This window comes from Craurococcus roseus (assembly GCF_039523795.1).
Taxonomy (GTDB): domain Bacteria; phylum Pseudomonadota; class Alphaproteobacteria; order Acetobacterales; family Acetobacteraceae; genus Craurococcus; species Craurococcus roseus.
Genome location: NZ_BAAAFZ010000014.1, coordinates 48,341 through 62,191, shown reverse-complemented (window position 1 = coordinate 62,191; position 13,851 = coordinate 48,341). Strand labels below are relative to the sequence as shown.

Here is a 13,851-nt window from a genome sequence, read left to right as displayed (position 1 = left end):
GACCCGCCCCCTCGCGCGACCCGCCCCCTCGCGCGACCCGCCCCCTCGCGCGACCCGCCCCTTGCGGCGGAGGGCCGTTGTTCTACTTTTGTCCAGCCATGGACCCCGCCTACAGCTACACGGTGGCCGACCTCGCGCGCGACGAGGCGGTGCGGCTGCGCTGCGACTGCCGCGTCCGGACCTACAGTCGCGCCGACCTCGCGGTGCTGGTCGGCAGGGACGCGCGGCTCCACCTCGTGGGGCTGCACCGGAGCCTGTGGTGCGGCGAATGCGGGGAGCCGCCGTTTACCGGCTGGGTGGCGTCGGCGGTGCCGGGCCGCTAGAGGCAGGACAGGCGGAAGAGCGCCGCGTCCTCCAGGCGCGAGAAGCGGAAGCGGCGCCCGGTGTCTTGCCGCGTCGCCGGGTCGCGGATCGGCTCGACCGAGAAGGCTCCTTCGCGGTGCTCGCGGCACCAGCGCTTGAGGCGGTGCAGTTCGGCGCCGAAGATCGGTCCGAGGTCGTGGACCGTGACGCCTTCGCAGTCGACCCCGTGGGGCATGGCCGCGCGCTGGGCGTCCGTCGGGTCGGTGACCTCCGGCCAGATGCGCGTGGCCCGCGCGGCTCTGATGCCTCCCAGGAGCTTGCGCAAGCCCGCGGCTCCGGCCGACGCCGCGGAGCGGCCGTACGACGGGGCGATCAACGCCGCACCACCCGGGCGTCGCCGCCTCGCTCTCCCGCGGCGAGGAGCCGGTCGACCACCCGTTCCTGGAGGTCCGCCTGCCGCAGTTCCCCCAGGCGCCGGTGCAGTCGCAGCAGCGCGTCGGCGCTGCACCGCTCCAGCCCCGTGTCGGCCGCGTAGTTGGGAGCCTTTCCCAAGAACCGGGTGGAGAAGTGGCGCAACGAACGCGTGAGGCCGCGTGCCTTCGTGGTTTCGTAGATGTCGTCGAGTGTCATGCCGGACTCCTTCTGGTCTGGTCCGGCGGTATTTATCTCCAGCGGTCGGCGGGCCGATCGCCAACACCCAAATGGGCACTTTCCCGCTTGGTCGGCCCTCCTGGCGCGGCTACACAGGCGAGCGGTATGGGACCGCATTTGTTCATCACTCATGCGGCTCTTCAGCCTCGGACCATCACCGGAACAGCATCTTGGAATTGACGCCCGGCCAAGTCAGGGCCGCCGGAGCTTGCGGTTGCGTGCTCACCCCCGCGACGGACGATCAGGTCCGGCGCCTCGGCATGCAGCGCCGCATCTTCCTCGTCCGCGGAGAGCCGTTCGTCGCGGCGCGCGACGGCTTCTTCGAGACCTGGGGCACGCTGGCCGCGCTGATCGAGGCGCACCGGCCCGCCGCGCCGACACACAAGGCCGAAGCCGACGCGGCACCCGGGCCGGGGCACGACGTGCGGAGCGGCGCCGAACCGCCGCCCGGCCCGACCGAGCCCGAGACGGAGCAGGGCCGACGCGGAGCGGCGGTGGCCCCCCGGCGAAGGGACAGGGCGCCGCGGCGGCGACCGGCACCGGCCGATGCCGACGCGGCGCCCGCCATCGAGGCCGGGGCAGGGCCGTCCGAGGCCGAGGAGACGCTGGCCGGGGTCGCGGCGGCGCAGACCGGCGCACCTGGGGCGCGCGTGGTGAGGCAGTGGCGCGCGGGCCAGCCGCCGACGCCGCGGTGGATGGTCGCGGGGAAGGCGCGGCGCGGCAGGCTGAAGTAGCGCGTCGGGCCTACAGGCCGACCGCCGCGTCATGCCCTTCCGCACCGGCGGCCATCTCAGAAGGCGACCGGCATGGGCTCCATCCACCCCGCCGCGTCGGCCACCTCGATGCTGCCGTGCTCCCCCGCATGCGCCGCCCGTTGAGGCAGCACGACGATGCGCAGCGGTTCGACGCCCCTGCGGATGCGCGCGAGTTCGGCGGCGTCCTCGGTCGACATCGCCTAGGAGGGCTCCAGCGCGCCCACCTCGACGATCTCCACCCCGGGCCAGCGCTTGCGCAGGGCGGCGGCGGCCTCCGGGCGCGCGACATCGGGGTGGCTGATCAGCACGACTGCCACGCCGTCGCCGGTCGCCAGCCCCGCCATTGCGACGCCGCACCACGATGGCCGCCGCCTCGCGGTGCGGTCTCGGACGTCCCGCAGCGCACGACGCAAGCGTTGCACGGCGGCGCGAAGCTCGCCCGGGCGGTGCGGCCAAGGCAGGACGGCGAGGCTGGCCGGAGTGCCCTCCGAGGTGGCCCAGCGGCGCAAGCCGACCCACCATCGGCGCGCCCTGGTCTTGCCGCACCAAGTGCACCCGGCGCCGCGGCAGGTCCAGGGATAGCCGCCGCCGTTGCGCCGCGTCGTCCTCGCCGCCATGCAGCGCAGGAGACGGTCGGCCACGTGCGGGTGGCTCGTGGTCAATGCCGCGATGACGCGCTCCTGGGCGGCCGCCGCCTCCAGCGTACGGCGGCGGACGGTCACCGATGACGGCGCGAACCGCGCGAGGGCACAGCCGACGGGCGGCTTTTCCGCGGACCGGCCTGCCCGCCGCGTGCGTCACGGCCGCCCTCCGGTAGGCAGTCGGCTCCGTGCGGCCGGGCCGTCGCGCGCAGAGGCGCGCCTGCGTTCCGGATGCGGCGGTCGTGAATCCGGGTCATGAACTCGCTGGCGCGCATCGGCGCTCCTCCCGTTACTGCTGCTGGCTATTTATGCCGCCGTGTGGCGGGGACTCCCGCGCGGTGGGCCGCCTTGGCGTCTCCGGCGCCTCCGGCCCGCCCGCCCGTCGATGGCGCGTGGAGCCGATCGCCTAGCCGCTTCCGGATCGTCCGCGCGTGGCCGGGGTCGAGTTCGACCAGGACGGCGTTCCTGCCGTGCTGCACGGCGGCCATCCCCGTCGTACCCGTCCCGGCGAAGGGGTCGAGCACCCACGAGCCCGGCGGCGCGCCCGCCAGCACGCACTTCGCCGCCAACTCCACCGGGAATGCGGAGGTGTGGTCGCCCTTCCAGGTGCTGGGCCGGACCGCCCACACGTCCCGGCCCGGCCGCTGCCGCCCGTCAGCCGACCGCTCGCGCAGCGCCGAAGCGTCGAACCAGTAGCGCTTGCTCTTGCTGAGCAGCAGCACCGTCTCGTGCCCGTGGACCGGCCGGTCGTCGGCCGGGGAGGGCGCGAAGTTCGGCTTCGTCCAGACGATGGCCGAGCGCACCCACCAGCCATCGGCCTGGAGCGCGAAGGCGAGGCGCGCCGGGAGCAGCATCAAATCCTTTTCTTTAAGCCCGTGCTTGGCCATCCGGCTGCTGTACATGGCGCGCCCCTCCGCCGCCGCCTCGCTCCACTTCGCCTGGGTGTTCCGGCCCGTGGCCATGTCGCGGGCGACGCTGCGCTTGCCGTCCTTCCGGATGACGCGGCGGGTGCAGTAGGTGTCGTCGATGACGATCCACAGCGTGCCCTGCGGGTGCAGCACGCGCCGGACCTGCCGGAACACGCCGACCAGCGCCGCCACATAGGCGGCGGGCGATTCCTCCACGCCGATCTCGTCGGCGTGCCCGTTGCTGCGCACGAAGTAGTGGGGCGGGCTCGTCACGCAGGCGCGGAAGCGGTCCCTGGGCAGGCGGCGGAGCACGGCGCGGCAGTCGCCCACGTGCGGCACCGCGCGGCCACCGCCCTTCGCCGCCGCGGGCGCCGTCGGCCTCGTCGACGCCGCAGGTCTCGCGCCCCCCGCCGGTGCGCCCTCGATCCACGCCTCGACTTCCGGCAGGGACATGGCGAAGCCGTCGCCGGATGGCCGCGGTCCGGCCGTTGGGACGATCCTGTAGAGGCCGAAGTCGGAGGCGCGCGGGTCGCGGCGGGGCGACTTCTCCAGCCTGTGGCCCATGCGGCCGAGCGCGCGCCTACAGCGGTTTTCGCGGACTTTGAAGGCGGTCGTCGCCGCGTCGCGCATGGGGCGCCGTTCCTGTGGGGCGGCGCTTATACCCGGCCCGATGCCCGAAGCCATGCCGGGAGGGATGCTGCTCTCCTGGACACCTCCAGGCGTCCGCCTCGCCCGGCGTCAGGGGTTTTCGACCCGCTGCGTGGAAGGCATGGCGGATGCCGGGCGCAGTGGCCGAACGGCCGGGGGCCTGCAAACAGGCAGCCGCGATCACGCCCTCGCGGCGTCCACCATCACCGAGCGCCATACCCGGGCTGGCAGCCCGCCGCCGGAGACGCCGTTCATGCGGGTGCCCGACGCCGCGTTGCCCAGCCACACGCCCGCCACCAAGCGCCCGGTGAAGCCGACGAACCACGCGTCGCGGTTCCCGCTGGTGGTGCCCGTCTTGCCCGCCGCCCAGAAAGCCCGGATCGGCGGCCCGGCCGGTGCCCTCGCGCACCGCCGCCGCCAGCATGCGCCGCATCCCGGTGGCGTGCTCGGCGCCGTGGGCGGCGCCGCGACGGCGTTCCGGCGACGCCACGGCTCCGCCGCGAAGGCCGCGGCGCCCCGCGCGGCTTCAGTAGTAGTAGTGCCCCTTGCGGCGGCCGCGGTGGTGGCCGGGGGGCGGCCCGTAGCCGCCCCGGTACGGCGCGGTGACGGCGCCGCCCACCGCGCCGGGGCCGCCGCCGAGCAGCGCGCCGGTCAGGGGGTCGCCGCCCGCGATGGCGCTCACGCCAGCGCCCGCCCCGGCGCCGATCAGGCCGCCCGTGAGCGCCCGCTCGCCGGGGCTCCGGCCGCAGGCGGAAAGGCTGAGGGCGGCGAGGAGGACGGCGGCGGTGGCGGGGGCGCTGCGGCGCATGGGGACCTCAGGTGGTGGGCGGTTCCGGGGTGCGGCGCCGCTCGTCGGCGCACGCCCATTCGCTACAACATCCCAGATGTTGTTTCAATTTATGATTGAGAAGTGGCCTGCTTTCCCGTTCCGGCTCTATGCGCTCGTGGCCGGTCCGCCCCCTCGGCGCCCGTCCGGCCTGGCACCACCCCACGCCGGGCGGCAGGACCGCGAGGTGAAGGTGCGGGGCAGCAGCCACGCGGCACGTTTAGCCCTGCTGCACGGTCGGGAAACCTCGCTTCCGACCTGCCGATGGCCGAGGTGGCGCTGCGGGCGGGCTTCGGCAGCCTGCGCCGCTTCAACGCGGTGTTCGCGGAGGTGTACCGTAGGCCGCCGACGGCGATCCGCCGCCGCCGACCCGCTCCTTGAGGTACGCCCGGATGAACGGCGGCAGGACAGGCTCGGCCAGGAGCGCTTGAGGGTCGACGAACCGCGCCGCCACGACCTCGCGGTTGTCGACCCGGAGCACCGGCTCCTCGTCCAGCCGCAGTTCGAACACGCGCACGCGCTCGCGCCGGTGGTCCCAGTCGACCTCCATCTCCCGCGCCAGCACGAGGTCGTCCGGGGCGACCTCCAGCCCAAGCTCCTCCCGTAGTTCGCGCCGCGCCGCCTCCCGCGGGTCTTCTCCGCGGCGTATGCCGCCGCCGGGCCAGGACGGGCTGGCGCGGTAGGACTGCTGGACGACGAGGACGCGGCCGCCGCACCAGACCGCCACCACCGCGCCGTCGTGGGCGGGACGGCGCAGCCGCCACCATAGGCGGGCGGCGCGGAAGCCGACCCGGTAGGCGAGGCGCCAAAGGAGGTCCACCATCGCGGCCGGTCCGGTGTCCACGCGCGGTCCTCCCGATGGTTGGCCCTTGTTGGCTGCCGGTCGGCTTCGCCGGGCACCGCGGAAGCAATCAGGAGGAGTCTGCGCCATGACCGCACCGACGCGCGCCCTGCTCGGCTTCGCCGCCGCCGTCCTGTCCGTGCTGACCTTCCACCAAGGCATGTGGGCGCTGCTGCACGCCGCCGGGATCATGCCGCCGGCGCCCTACCCGACCAGACCGGTGCCGCCGCTCGGGGTGCCCTTGATCGCCAGCCTGTGCTTCTGGGGCGGGCTTTACGGCGCCGCCTTCGGCCTCGCGCTGCCGCGTCTGCCGCGCGCGCCGGTGTGGCTGCTGGGGCTCGGGCTCGGCATGCTCGCCGCTGCCGTCGGCTGGTTCGTCGTGGCGCCGCTCAAGGGCCAGCCGGTGGCGGGCGGCTTCGTCCCGCTCCGCATGCTGGTTTCGGTCCTGATCAACGGGGCGTGGGGGATCGGCGTCGGCCTGATCCTCCCGCCGCTGCTGGCGAGGACGCCCGCCGCCCGCGCGTGAGCGGCGGCGGGGCGGCGGCCTGCGATGGCCCGGGCCGCCGGGCGCCTAGCGCCGGTCGCGGTCCGTGCGCCGACGCTCCTCGTCGAACGGGCGGCGCTCGTCGTCGAGGCGCCGCCGACGGTCGTCGTAGCCGCGGTCCGAGTCCGCGGCGGCGGGGCGGCGGTCATCGCCTTCCCGCCCGCCACGGCGATCCATGTCCCGGTCGTCGCGCCGCCGGTCCGCGTCGCGGTAGCCCCTGTCGTCGCGCCGCCGGTCTTCGTCGCGGTAGCTTCTGTCGTCGCGGCGGCGGTCCTCGTCGCGGTAGCCCCTGTCGTCCCGGCGGCGGTCCTCGTCGCGGTAGCCGCCGCGGTCGTCGCGCCGCTGGTCCTGCTGGCCCCCCTGCAATCCTTCCAGCACCCGGCCCAGGGTGTCCTGGGCGGTCTGCGCCCGGGCATCGGCGGCGGACATCGCGCCGAGGGCGGTAGCGGCGAGTAAGGCGATCGTGGCTCTTCGCATGGGTGTTCCCTTCGTCGAATTCGGGGGGAGCGCCCCGCGGAGGCATTGGTTCGCCTACCACGCGCCACGCAGCGTCCGCCGCTACCCGCGCGGCCCTTGCGATCAGACGGCGACGTTCCCGTTAACGTGACGGGCACACCCCTCCCAGACCTCCGCGACGACCGCGGTCTCGGCCCCGCAGCGACGCGCGTGTCCGTCGACGTGCTCGTCGCGCGGCCACATGTCGCCATGACGCCCTCGGGCAGAAACCAGACCCTCCGCCGGACCGGGCGGGACAGCGGCGACGGGGGCGCTGAGCGGCCGGGTGCGGTCAGCCGCGCGTGGATGGCTGCCCCGCGGGGTGCGCGCCTCCGCGCATGTACCGCCGCTCCGGCCGGTAGCGCCGCCCCGCCGTCCACCACCGGCGCAACGCGGCCAAGGCTGCGGCGAACGCGCCCCGTGGCGACGCCGCCAACACCGACCGATGTGCATCCCGGCCGCCCTTCGCGTGCGACGCGGCCATCACCAACTCCGGTACCCGTAGGCCGGTCCGTACCCGTGCTGCCCGCGCATGGCGCGCCGCCACGCCCGGCGCTCCTCGCGCTCGCGCTCGATCCGCCACGCCTCGCGGCGCGCTGCCTCCTCGATGCGCCTCTCGTCGCGCTCCCGGCGCCATTCCCTCCGGTGCCGCCGCCGCTCCCAATCGTCGCCCTGGTACGGCCCGCCGCCGTAGAACTGAGCGGGCTGGAAGAGATCGCGAGCCGTGAAAGGCGCCAAGCTCCTCCCGGCCGCGGGGGCCGGTGTCGAGGCCAGCGTGGCGACGCCGACCAGCACGGCCGCGAACGTCGTGGCGATGATCCGATGCATCGACGCACTCTCTCCTGTGCCCATTACTTCAATGCGACATCGCGGTGTGTCGGTTGCCCGGCCGCGCGATGGCGCCGATGTGGCAGGAGCCGAAGAGTCGGCGCGCCAAGCGCGTCCGCGCTTCACCTGCGCGCGAGGGCCGAGCGCGACGTGTTCGGCGGTGAACGGCCGATCACGTCCGCTCGCGATGCATCACGACCCCTCGCGAACAGCCCGATCCGCGGCGCCGATGCCGCATGATGCCGCCATGACGCGACGGCGGTGCTGCACACCACGACGGCGCCCCGATGCCCACGACGCCGGAGACCTCAACCTTGCCCACGATCATGCGTTCCATCGACCAGATCATGGCCGACGCCAAGCGCGACATGTTCTTCGTCCAGTTCGGCACGTCGCCGTTCGATTTCGACCGCGACCACCCGTCGAGGAAGCGGCACTTCGACTGGTTCAAAAACCACGGCCTGCGCTGGGAGACGGCCGCGCCGCGGTGCTGGCTGGAGGGCGACCCGGGCATCCACGCCGTGCATTTCGACGGCCCCGACGACGCGCGCGTCGCGCTGTACGAGGCCGAATTCGAGGACGGGACCGGCAAGAGTCTGAGCCCGGACGCCTACCAGATGTACGTGATCCCCTACGCTTCGTGGCTGGAGAAGCGCGGGACGAGCGGTGAGGAGGACTGGCTCGACGAGGACGGCGTGCCCTAGCCGCGGGGAGGACACGCCTCGCCGTCGCAGGCGGAGCACCCTGGCGGTCGCTGTCGGGAGTGCGAGGATGCGCGCGGTGCGGGGCGAGGTCCCGCGAGGCCGGGTGCCCCGGCAGGACGGGGGAGGTTTCCTTGAAGCAAGCCCCGGTGACGCCGCCTGAACGTGCGGAGGCGGTTGCGATCGCGTCGACGCCGTGCCCGCGGACGCGCGAGGGCCTGGGCGCCGACCTGCGCCGCCTCGGCCTCAGCGCGGGCGATACCGTGCTCGTCCACTGCTCGCTGCATGCCATCGGTTGGGTGTCGGGCGGCGCCGTCGCGGTCGTCGAGGCGCTGCGTGACGCGCTGGGCGGGCGGGCACCTTGGTCATGCCCGCGCAGTCCTCGGGCCTGAAGGACCCGGCAGACTGGGTGGAGCCCGCCATCCCCGCCGCGTGGCACGAGGCGGTTCGCGCCAGCATGCCCGCTTACGACCCGAGGACCACGCCGACGCGACGCATGGGCGCGGTGGCGGAGCACTTCCGAACGTGGCCCGGCGCGCTGCGCGGCCCGCACCCGACCCGCTCCTTCGCGGCGCGCGGACCCGAGGCGGAGCGGATCGCCGGTCGGCAGTCGTTGGATGACCCGTTCGGCGAGGACTCGCCGCTCGGCCGCCTATACGAGATCGGGGCGCAAGTGCTGCTGCTCGGGGTGGGGTTCGACCGCTGCACGGCGCTCCACCTCGCCGAGCGCCGGGCTTGGCCGGACCGGCCCGCGGTGGAGCAAGGCTCGCCGGTGCTGGTGGATGGCGAGCGCCGTTGGGTGCGCTACCGGGTGCCGCCCTTCGGGTCCTGGCGCTTCCCGGAGGTCGGCCGTTTGCTGGCGGAGGCGGGCGTGATCAGGACGGGGATGGTCGGCTCCGCGCGCTGCCACCTCTTCCCGATCCGGGCGGCCGTCGATGCCGCGGTCGATCTGTGGCGCGCCGATCGCGCCGCCGAGCCTTGACGATCCATCGGTCCTTCCCGCAGGGACCCTCGGCATGCACGACGATCAAGACGACCGGCTCGCGGCGGCCTGCGCCCGGTTGGCGCGCGAGAAGGGCTGGCCCGACGAGGAGCGGGAACGGCTGATCGCATTGCTGGCCGACGAGGAGCGCCGCCGGGCGCTGTACGACCACCCGCGGCGCATGGAGTTCCTGGGGCGCGCTCTGGCGGAGATGCTGGGCGGGCAGGGCGGCACGGGCCGGACGACGGTCGCTGACCCGGACGAGGTGGAGGCGCGGGTCGTCGCGCTGATGATGGCCGACGGGCTGGCGCCGCCCGGATGAGGCCCGCGGTCCGGGGGCGAGCGAGGCAGGGGCGCACCCATGGACCCGCGGTGGCACCAGGAGGTCTACCGCGTGGCCGCGACCGTCCTGGGCTCGCTAGTCGCCAGCCAAATCCCGGCGAACACGGCGACCAGCCCGAGCACTAGGTTGAGCGTTATGGGCTCGCCGACGAGCAGGGCCGCCAGGGAGGCCGCCGCGACCGGATTCACTGTCATGGTGTTGGCCACGCGCGTCGGGCTCGCGTGGTTGAGCGCCACGACCCAGAGGACGAAGGCGAGCGCGCCGCCACCAGCGCCGAGGTAAAGGCCCGCGACCCATTTTCGGGCGCCGAAGCCGTGCAGGGCCGCGAGGCCGCCCGACAGGGACACCGCAGCCACCAGCGCCGCCGCGCCGAAGCCCATGCCGACCGTCAGGAAACCCAGGGCGCTCGAACGCCGGATGCACGGCCGCGACCAGACATTGTAGAACGCCATGCAGAGCACCGCCCCGGCCATGGTGAGTTCGCCGCGCCACGCGCCGGGCGGCGCGTCCGCAAGACCGGACGCGAGCGCGAGCGCCACGCCCGCCACGGCCAGCGCGACGCCCGCCGCCTTGCGCCAGCCCAGCGGCTCCACGCCGAGGTCGGCGCCGACGACCATCGTCTGCAACGGAAGGGTGGCGAGCGCGAGGCTGGCGCGGGCCGCGGTCGTGTAGCCCACCGCGATGTTGTAGAGCACGAAGAACACCGCGAAGAGGGCGACGCCAAGGGCTGCGACCTTCGGCCAGTCAGCCCGCGGCGGCCAGCGCACGCGGAGCAGCAGCGCGACCGGGAGCACGCACAGGAAGCCGATGCCGAACCGCAGGACCGCCAACGTCACCGGGTCCGCGCTGCCCACGAGGTAGCGCGTCACCGCCGCCGCTGTACCCCCGAGGGCGCTGGACGCGAGCGCCACGCCGACCCCGAACCGCTCGCCCATGCCTTTCGCCCTCCCTGGGCGCAGGGGAACCTGCGAACATGCCGGTCCGCAACTACATGGCAAGTAGTCGTGGCGGCAGCAGGATCGGACTTCCCGTCGAGGCTGCGTCGGTGGCGGGAGCGGCGCGGGATGTCGCAACTCGCGCTCGCCAACGCCGCCGAGGTGTCGCAGCGGCACGTCAGCTTTCTGGAACTCGGGCGCACCGCGCCGAGCCGCGAGATGGTGCTGCGCCTCGCGGCGGCGCTGGACCTCCCCTACCGGCAGCAGAACGCGCTGCTGCTGACGGCCGGGTTCGCGCCGGTTTGGCGCGAGAGCGCCCTCGGGGCGCCGGAAGCCGCCACGGTGGACCGGGCGCTCGGCTTCATGCTCGGGCAGCAGGAGCCCTTCCCGGCGTTCGCGTTCGACCGCCGCTGGAACCTGCTCCGGGCCAACACGGGCGCGCGGCGCATGGTCGGGTTCTTGACGGGCGGCCCGCCGTTCGAACCGGACCCGGCGCGGCCGCTCAACCTCGCCGACGCACTGCTTGCGCCCGACGGCCTGCGCCCGCTGGTGGCGAACTGGCGGGAGGTCGCGCTGCACTTCGTGCGCGGGGTCCGGGCCGACGCGCTCCACGACGGAACCGCGGAGACGGCCGCGTTGCTGGACCGGCTGCTGGGCTACCCGGACGTGCCGGGCGTCGCGGCCCTGCCCGCCGCAGAGGGCGAGGGCGAACCGGTGCTCGCCATGCGCGTCGTGAAGGGCGAGACGGCCCTCAACCTGTTCACAACGATCTCGACCCTGGGCACGCCGCAGGACGTGGCGGCGCAGGAGGTGCGCGTCGAGTGCTTCTTCCCCGCGGACGAGGCCACCGCAAATGCCTTCCGGGGATGGGCCGCGAGTCGCTGAAAAGCGCGGAGATCGGCCGATGCCAAGCGAAGGTGGCGCGGCGCCGACCATTCCGGACCGGCGGCCCTCCCCGGCCGGGGAGGGCGGGCGTCCGCTCCTCCATCTGCTCCCGGTGCCGCGGTGCTGGCCGGTGCCGCCGCGTTTGCGGTTCCTGTCGGCACGGGCCACAACGCCTCGGGTTTCAGAGGGAAGGTCGCATGCCCACCGGCACCGTGAAATGGTTCAACCCCGACAAGGGCTTCGGCTTCATCCAGCCCGAGGACGGCGGCAAGGACGTGTTCGTCCACATCACCGCCGTGCAGGCGGCGGGCCTGAACGGGCTCGACGAGAACCAGAGGGTCACCTACGAGGTGGTGACGGAGCGGGGCAAGCAGGCGGCGGCGAACCTCCGGCTCGCCTGAGTCGGCGCTCGCTGACGGGATGGTCGATGCCCGCCTGCCCGAGCCCGAGCCACGGCCGCGCCCACGCTGACGGTCAGGTGATGCGGGCGCGGCCCCGACGCCGTTCGCGGCCGTGGTATGCTCGGCGCCATGCAGAACGACAGCGATGGACGAACCGCCGGGGCGGGGACGACCGGCCATGCCGCCGCGAAGCGGGCCGAGGCGGGGCGCGCGCGCTTCCACGTCGCCGCGCAGAAGGACGCCGCCCTGGCCGCTGGCGGCAAGCCGGACGAGGCCGACGCGGCGCGCATGGTCGCCGAGTTCCACGCCAGGGGCGGTCGGGTCACCGTCTGCCCCCCGGCCGACGAGCCACCGCCCGGCGGCGAGGGCGACCGCGGCGAGACCTCCTGACGCGCCGAAGCCGACACCGGTCCGGCGAGATCGGCCTCGCATCGACGATGCGGAACGGCGGCCAGGCGTGGCCTAGGCGCGGCGGCCGCGAGTTCCCCAGCGGCGGCTGAGCGCCCACACTGGCGGCGCGACCGGGAGGACACGGGATGACGCTGGTTCTGATCGTCGTGGTGCTGCTGCTGCTGTTCGGGGGCGGCGGCTTCTACGGCTACCGGTCGGGCTACTACGGCCGCGGCGGCTTCGGCGGCATCCTCGGCCTGCTCTTGGTGGTGCTGGTCCTGTACCTGATCTTCGGCGGCGGGCTCGGCGGCGTCCGCGGCCTCTAGCATGGCCCGGCCACCGGCACCGGCACCGGGACGACGGACCGGTCCATCGGCGCCGCCCGACGCCGCCGCGCTGGGGCGGGTGGCTGCCCTGTGATCCGGGGCGGTTGGCGCGTACCGGTGCCACGGTCCAAGGGGATCGGCGCGCCTGCGCCCTGCCATCGCCGCCTCGCTCTGGCATGCTCGGCCGCGCGGCGGACGACGGGCGGTCCGGAAACGCGGTGGAGGAGCGCATGACCCTGAGGCTCGTTTCTTCGGGCGACGACCGCGCGCTGGCGATCCGCGACCGCCTCCTGCCGCTCGTCCGCGAACACGGCACCCTGGAGCTTCAGCGCGGCGCCGTGCGGCTGGTCGCCCTGCGGGTCGATCGCTGGACGATCGAGCACTGGACGCCCTTTGGCGAGTTGTCGCCAGACGAGGCGTCCTCGCCCGGCTACCGGCACGCCGTGGAGCGGCAGCGCACGCGGCCGGACCTGCCCTACGGACTCGACCTGCGGCACGACGGCGCGCGGGTGCTCGGCGTGCTGTGGTCCGACGACGGGGCGTACGAGGTGGCCGCCTTCGTCCGAGGACCCTGGGAGGACGAGGCGCTGGCGTTGGCGCTGTGAGGAGGCCGCGGCCGCCGCTGCCGATGCGACCGGCGCCTCCGCGGCGCCGCCGTGACGATCCGCCGACGACGGGGCTCAAGGCGACGGCCGCCGTGGCGGTCCCGCTCCCGCCGTCCCGCCGCGCCGTGCGGGGCCGCGATCAGAATGCACGAGGGAGGAGCCGCGTGGACCTGACCCGGGAGCAAGTCGCGGCCGCGGAGGCGTGCGGCTGCGCGTTCCTCCCCGCGACGGATGCGGAGGTCGCCCGCCTGTCGATGCAGCGCCGCGTCTTCACGCTGGACGGGAGGCCGTTCCTGGCGACGCGCGATGGCGGCGGCTTCCACGAGACGCACGCCACGCTGGCGCGGCTGATCGAAGGCCACGGGCGCGGCGGGGCGCCCGGCGAGCAGGAGACGGTGCAGGAGGCGGCGGCGGCCGATGCTGCCTCCGAAAGGGAGATCGCGGGGGAGCGCCGCGCCGGGGGCGCGCAGGAGGTTCGGCGCCGCGGCGCCGCGGCGCGGCCGAACGCGCGGCGGGGCTGAACGGCCCCGGTGACGGCCAGCGAGCCACGCACGAAGTGGCCGAGGAGCGCGGCCAGGAAACGGCGGCGGACACCGAGCGCGCCGGAGGGCGCGTCCCCTGTGGCCCTGACCCTGCCGGACCGGCATCGAACCGCGGCGATGCACCCGCGTTCCATGCTCCTCGTCGCGGAGGGACGCCATGCCGGAGGAAGCTCCGCCCCGAAGTCCTCCGTCTCCCGGCCCGGCCGAAACGGCGCACCTCGCCATGTTTGGCACGTGCCCTCCGGCGCCTCCCGGCGGCTTCGCATCGACGCCCAAGACGATGCGGCGGGGCGGCCGGGTC

Annotated in this window: 21 protein-coding genes and 1 pseudogene; 12 read left to right on the top strand and 10 right to left on the bottom strand. The window is 74.5% G+C overall.

Annotated elements, in window-relative coordinates; all coding sequences use genetic code 11:
• A partial coding sequence (locus ABD067_RS07355; protein ID WP_343894558.1) for a hypothetical protein occupies nt 1-323 on the top strand: 323 nt, incomplete at its 5' end.
• Here the strand turns inward: ABD067_RS07355 and ABD067_RS07350 are convergent.
• Both ABD067_RS07350 and ABD067_RS07345 read right to left on the bottom strand, forming a co-directional pair.
• The gene (locus ABD067_RS07350) at nt 320-628 is read right to left on the bottom strand and encodes a hypothetical protein (protein ID WP_343894557.1); all 309 of its coding nucleotides are present in this window, start codon (nt 626-628) and stop codon (nt 320-322) included. The genes ABD067_RS07355 and ABD067_RS07350 overlap by 4 nt on opposite strands.
• 47 nt (nt 629-675) lie before the next feature.
• Complete coding sequence (locus ABD067_RS07345; RefSeq protein ID WP_343894556.1) at nt 676-933, bottom strand: hypothetical protein; 258 nt, start codon at nt 931-933, stop codon at nt 676-678.
• Nucleotides 934-1,172: 239 nt separating this feature from the next.
• On the opposite strand from ABD067_RS07345, the gene ABD067_RS07340 reads away from it, so the two are divergent.
• On the top strand, nt 1,173-1,688 hold the full coding sequence (locus tag ABD067_RS07340; RefSeq protein ID WP_343894555.1) for a hypothetical protein: 516 nt from the start codon (nt 1,173-1,175) through the stop codon (nt 1,686-1,688).
• Between the two features lie 56 nt (nt 1,689-1,744).
• On the opposite strand, the gene ABD067_RS07335 is transcribed toward ABD067_RS07340, so the two are convergent.
• The 5 genes from ABD067_RS07335 to ABD067_RS07310 all read right to left on the bottom strand — a co-directional run bounded on the left by ABD067_RS07335 (nt 1,745) and on the right by ABD067_RS07310 (nt 5,576).
• Nucleotides 1,745-1,906, bottom strand: a complete 162-nt coding sequence (locus ABD067_RS07335) for a hypothetical protein (protein ID WP_343894554.1) — start codon at nt 1,904-1,906, stop codon at nt 1,745-1,747.
• Nucleotides 1,907-1,909: 3 nt separating this feature from the next.
• Nucleotides 1,910-2,350, bottom strand: coding sequence for a hypothetical protein (locus ABD067_RS07330; protein ID WP_343894553.1), 441 nt, complete (start codon nt 2,348-2,350; stop codon nt 1,910-1,912).
• Nucleotides 2,351-2,652: 302 nt separating this feature from the next.
• Nucleotides 2,653-3,888 carry a DNA-methyltransferase gene (locus ABD067_RS07325; protein WP_343894552.1) on the bottom strand — a complete coding sequence of 412 codons (1,236 nt, stop codon included), beginning with the start codon at nt 3,886-3,888 and terminating at the stop codon, nt 2,653-2,655.
• A gap of 544 nt (nt 3,889-4,432) precedes the next feature.
• A complete protein-coding gene (locus ABD067_RS07320; protein WP_343894550.1) occupies nt 4,433-4,714 on the bottom strand; it encodes a hypothetical protein in 282 nt (93 codons plus the stop codon).
• 328 nt (nt 4,715-5,042) lie between these two features.
• Nucleotides 5,043-5,576, bottom strand: a complete 534-nt coding sequence (locus tag ABD067_RS07310) for an NUDIX hydrolase (protein ID WP_343894548.1) — start codon at nt 5,574-5,576, stop codon at nt 5,043-5,045.
• 85 nt (nt 5,577-5,661) lie between these two features.
• Between ABD067_RS07310 and ABD067_RS07305 the strand changes: the two genes are divergently transcribed.
• Nucleotides 5,662-6,099 (top strand): hypothetical protein, encoded by a 438-nt coding sequence (locus ABD067_RS07305; RefSeq protein ID WP_343894547.1) that lies wholly within the window; start codon nt 5,662-5,664, stop codon nt 6,097-6,099.
• Nucleotides 6,100-6,144: 45 nt separating this feature from the next.
• Here the strand turns inward: ABD067_RS07305 and ABD067_RS07300 are convergent, their stop codons facing one another.
• Together ABD067_RS07300 and ABD067_RS07295 are read right to left on the bottom strand one after the other, a co-directional pair.
• The gene (locus ABD067_RS07300) at nt 6,145-6,594 is read right to left on the bottom strand and encodes a hypothetical protein (RefSeq protein ID WP_343894546.1); all 450 of its coding nucleotides are present in this window, start codon (nt 6,592-6,594) and stop codon (nt 6,145-6,147) included.
• Nucleotides 6,595-7,095: 501 nt separating this feature from the next.
• Nucleotides 7,096-7,440, bottom strand: a complete 345-nt coding sequence (locus ABD067_RS07295) for a hypothetical protein (protein ID WP_343894545.1) — start codon at nt 7,438-7,440, stop codon at nt 7,096-7,098.
• A 314-nt stretch (nt 7,441-7,754) separates the two neighbouring features.
• Here ABD067_RS07295 and ABD067_RS07290 point away from each other — a divergent pair, with 314 nt between their 5' ends.
• The 3 genes and pseudogenes from ABD067_RS07290 to ABD067_RS07275 all read left to right on the top strand — a co-directional run bounded on the left by ABD067_RS07290 (nt 7,755) and on the right by ABD067_RS07275 (nt 9,445).
• Entirely contained in the window at nt 7,755-8,144 is a 390-nt protein-coding gene (locus tag ABD067_RS07290; protein WP_343894544.1) for a hypothetical protein, read from the top strand.
• A 59-nt stretch (nt 8,145-8,203) separates the two neighbouring features.
• Nucleotides 8,204-9,123: pseudogene (locus ABD067_RS07280) on the top strand (aminoglycoside N(3)-acetyltransferase).
• Nucleotides 9,124-9,157: 34 nt separating this feature from the next.
• Nucleotides 9,158-9,445 carry a hypothetical protein gene (locus ABD067_RS07275; protein ID WP_343894541.1) on the top strand — a complete coding sequence of 96 codons (288 nt, stop codon included), beginning with the start codon at nt 9,158-9,160 and terminating at the stop codon, nt 9,443-9,445.
• Between the two features lie 65 nt (nt 9,446-9,510).
• Here the strand turns inward: ABD067_RS07275 and ABD067_RS07270 are convergent, their stop codons facing one another.
• A complete protein-coding gene (locus ABD067_RS07270; RefSeq protein WP_343894540.1) occupies nt 9,511-10,401 on the bottom strand; it encodes a DMT family transporter in 891 nt (296 codons plus the stop codon).
• 69 nt (nt 10,402-10,470) lie between these two features.
• On the opposite strand from ABD067_RS07270, the gene ABD067_RS07265 reads away from it, so the two are divergent.
• The 6 genes from ABD067_RS07265 to ABD067_RS07240 all read left to right on the top strand — a co-directional run bounded on the left by ABD067_RS07265 (nt 10,471) and on the right by ABD067_RS07240 (nt 13,529).
• Nucleotides 10,471-11,286, top strand: a complete 816-nt coding sequence (locus ABD067_RS07265) for a helix-turn-helix transcriptional regulator (protein ID WP_343894539.1) — start codon at nt 10,471-10,473, stop codon at nt 11,284-11,286.
• 197 nt (nt 11,287-11,483) lie between these two features.
• Complete coding sequence (locus ABD067_RS07260) at nt 11,484-11,687, top strand: cold-shock protein (protein ID WP_343894538.1); 204 nt, start codon at nt 11,484-11,486, stop codon at nt 11,685-11,687.
• Nucleotides 11,688-11,816: 129 nt separating this feature from the next.
• On the top strand, nt 11,817-12,077 hold the full coding sequence (locus tag ABD067_RS07255) for a hypothetical protein (RefSeq protein WP_343894537.1): 261 nt from the start codon (nt 11,817-11,819) through the stop codon (nt 12,075-12,077).
• 146 nt (nt 12,078-12,223) lie between these two features.
• Entirely contained in the window at nt 12,224-12,403 is a 180-nt protein-coding gene (locus tag ABD067_RS07250; RefSeq protein WP_343894536.1) for a DUF3309 domain-containing protein, read from the top strand.
• 230 nt (nt 12,404-12,633) lie between these two features.
• Entirely contained in the window at nt 12,634-13,008 is a 375-nt protein-coding gene (locus ABD067_RS07245; protein WP_343894535.1) for a hypothetical protein, read from the top strand.
• Nucleotides 13,009-13,172: 164 nt separating this feature from the next.
• Nucleotides 13,173-13,529, top strand: coding sequence for a hypothetical protein (locus tag ABD067_RS07240; protein WP_343894534.1), 357 nt, complete (start codon nt 13,173-13,175; stop codon nt 13,527-13,529).
• Nucleotides 13,530-13,851: the final 322 nt, after the last annotated feature.

Excerpts from the sequence above, each read along its gene's own strand:
- ABD067_RS07300 (WP_343894546.1), bottom strand. The coding sequence starts at position 6,594 with ATGCGAAGAGCCACGATCGCCTTACTCGCCGCTACCGCCCTCGGCGCG.
- ABD067_RS07275 (WP_343894541.1), top strand. The coding sequence starts at position 9,158 with ATGCACGACGATCAAGACGACCGGCTCGCGGCGGCCTGCGCCCGGTTG.
- ABD067_RS07335 (WP_343894554.1), bottom strand. The coding sequence starts at position 1,906 with ATGTCGACCGAGGACGCCGCCGAACTCGCGCGCATCCGCAGGGGCGTC.
- ABD067_RS07305 (WP_343894547.1), top strand. The coding sequence starts at position 5,662 with ATGACCGCACCGACGCGCGCCCTGCTCGGCTTCGCCGCCGCCGTCCTG.
- ABD067_RS07270 (WP_343894540.1), bottom strand. The coding sequence starts at position 10,401 with ATGGGCGAGCGGTTCGGGGTCGGCGTGGCGCTCGCGTCCAGCGCCCTC.
- ABD067_RS07245 (WP_343894535.1), top strand. The coding sequence starts at position 12,634 with ATGACCCTGAGGCTCGTTTCTTCGGGCGACGACCGCGCGCTGGCGATC.
- ABD067_RS07320 (WP_343894550.1), bottom strand. The coding sequence starts at position 4,714 with ATGCGCCGCAGCGCCCCCGCCACCGCCGCCGTCCTCCTCGCCGCCCTC.
- ABD067_RS07295 (WP_343894545.1), bottom strand. The coding sequence starts at position 7,440 with ATGCATCGGATCATCGCCACGACGTTCGCGGCCGTGCTGGTCGGCGTC.
- ABD067_RS07255 (WP_343894537.1), top strand. The coding sequence starts at position 11,817 with ATGCAGAACGACAGCGATGGACGAACCGCCGGGGCGGGGACGACCGGC.
- ABD067_RS07345 (WP_343894556.1), bottom strand. The coding sequence starts at position 933 with ATGACACTCGACGACATCTACGAAACCACGAAGGCACGCGGCCTCACG.
- ABD067_RS07325 (WP_343894552.1), bottom strand. The coding sequence starts at position 3,888 with ATGCGCGACGCGGCGACGACCGCCTTCAAAGTCCGCGAAAACCGCTGT.
- ABD067_RS07260 (WP_343894538.1), top strand. The coding sequence starts at position 11,484 with ATGCCCACCGGCACCGTGAAATGGTTCAACCCCGACAAGGGCTTCGGC.
- ABD067_RS07250 (WP_343894536.1), top strand. The coding sequence starts at position 12,224 with ATGACGCTGGTTCTGATCGTCGTGGTGCTGCTGCTGCTGTTCGGGGGC.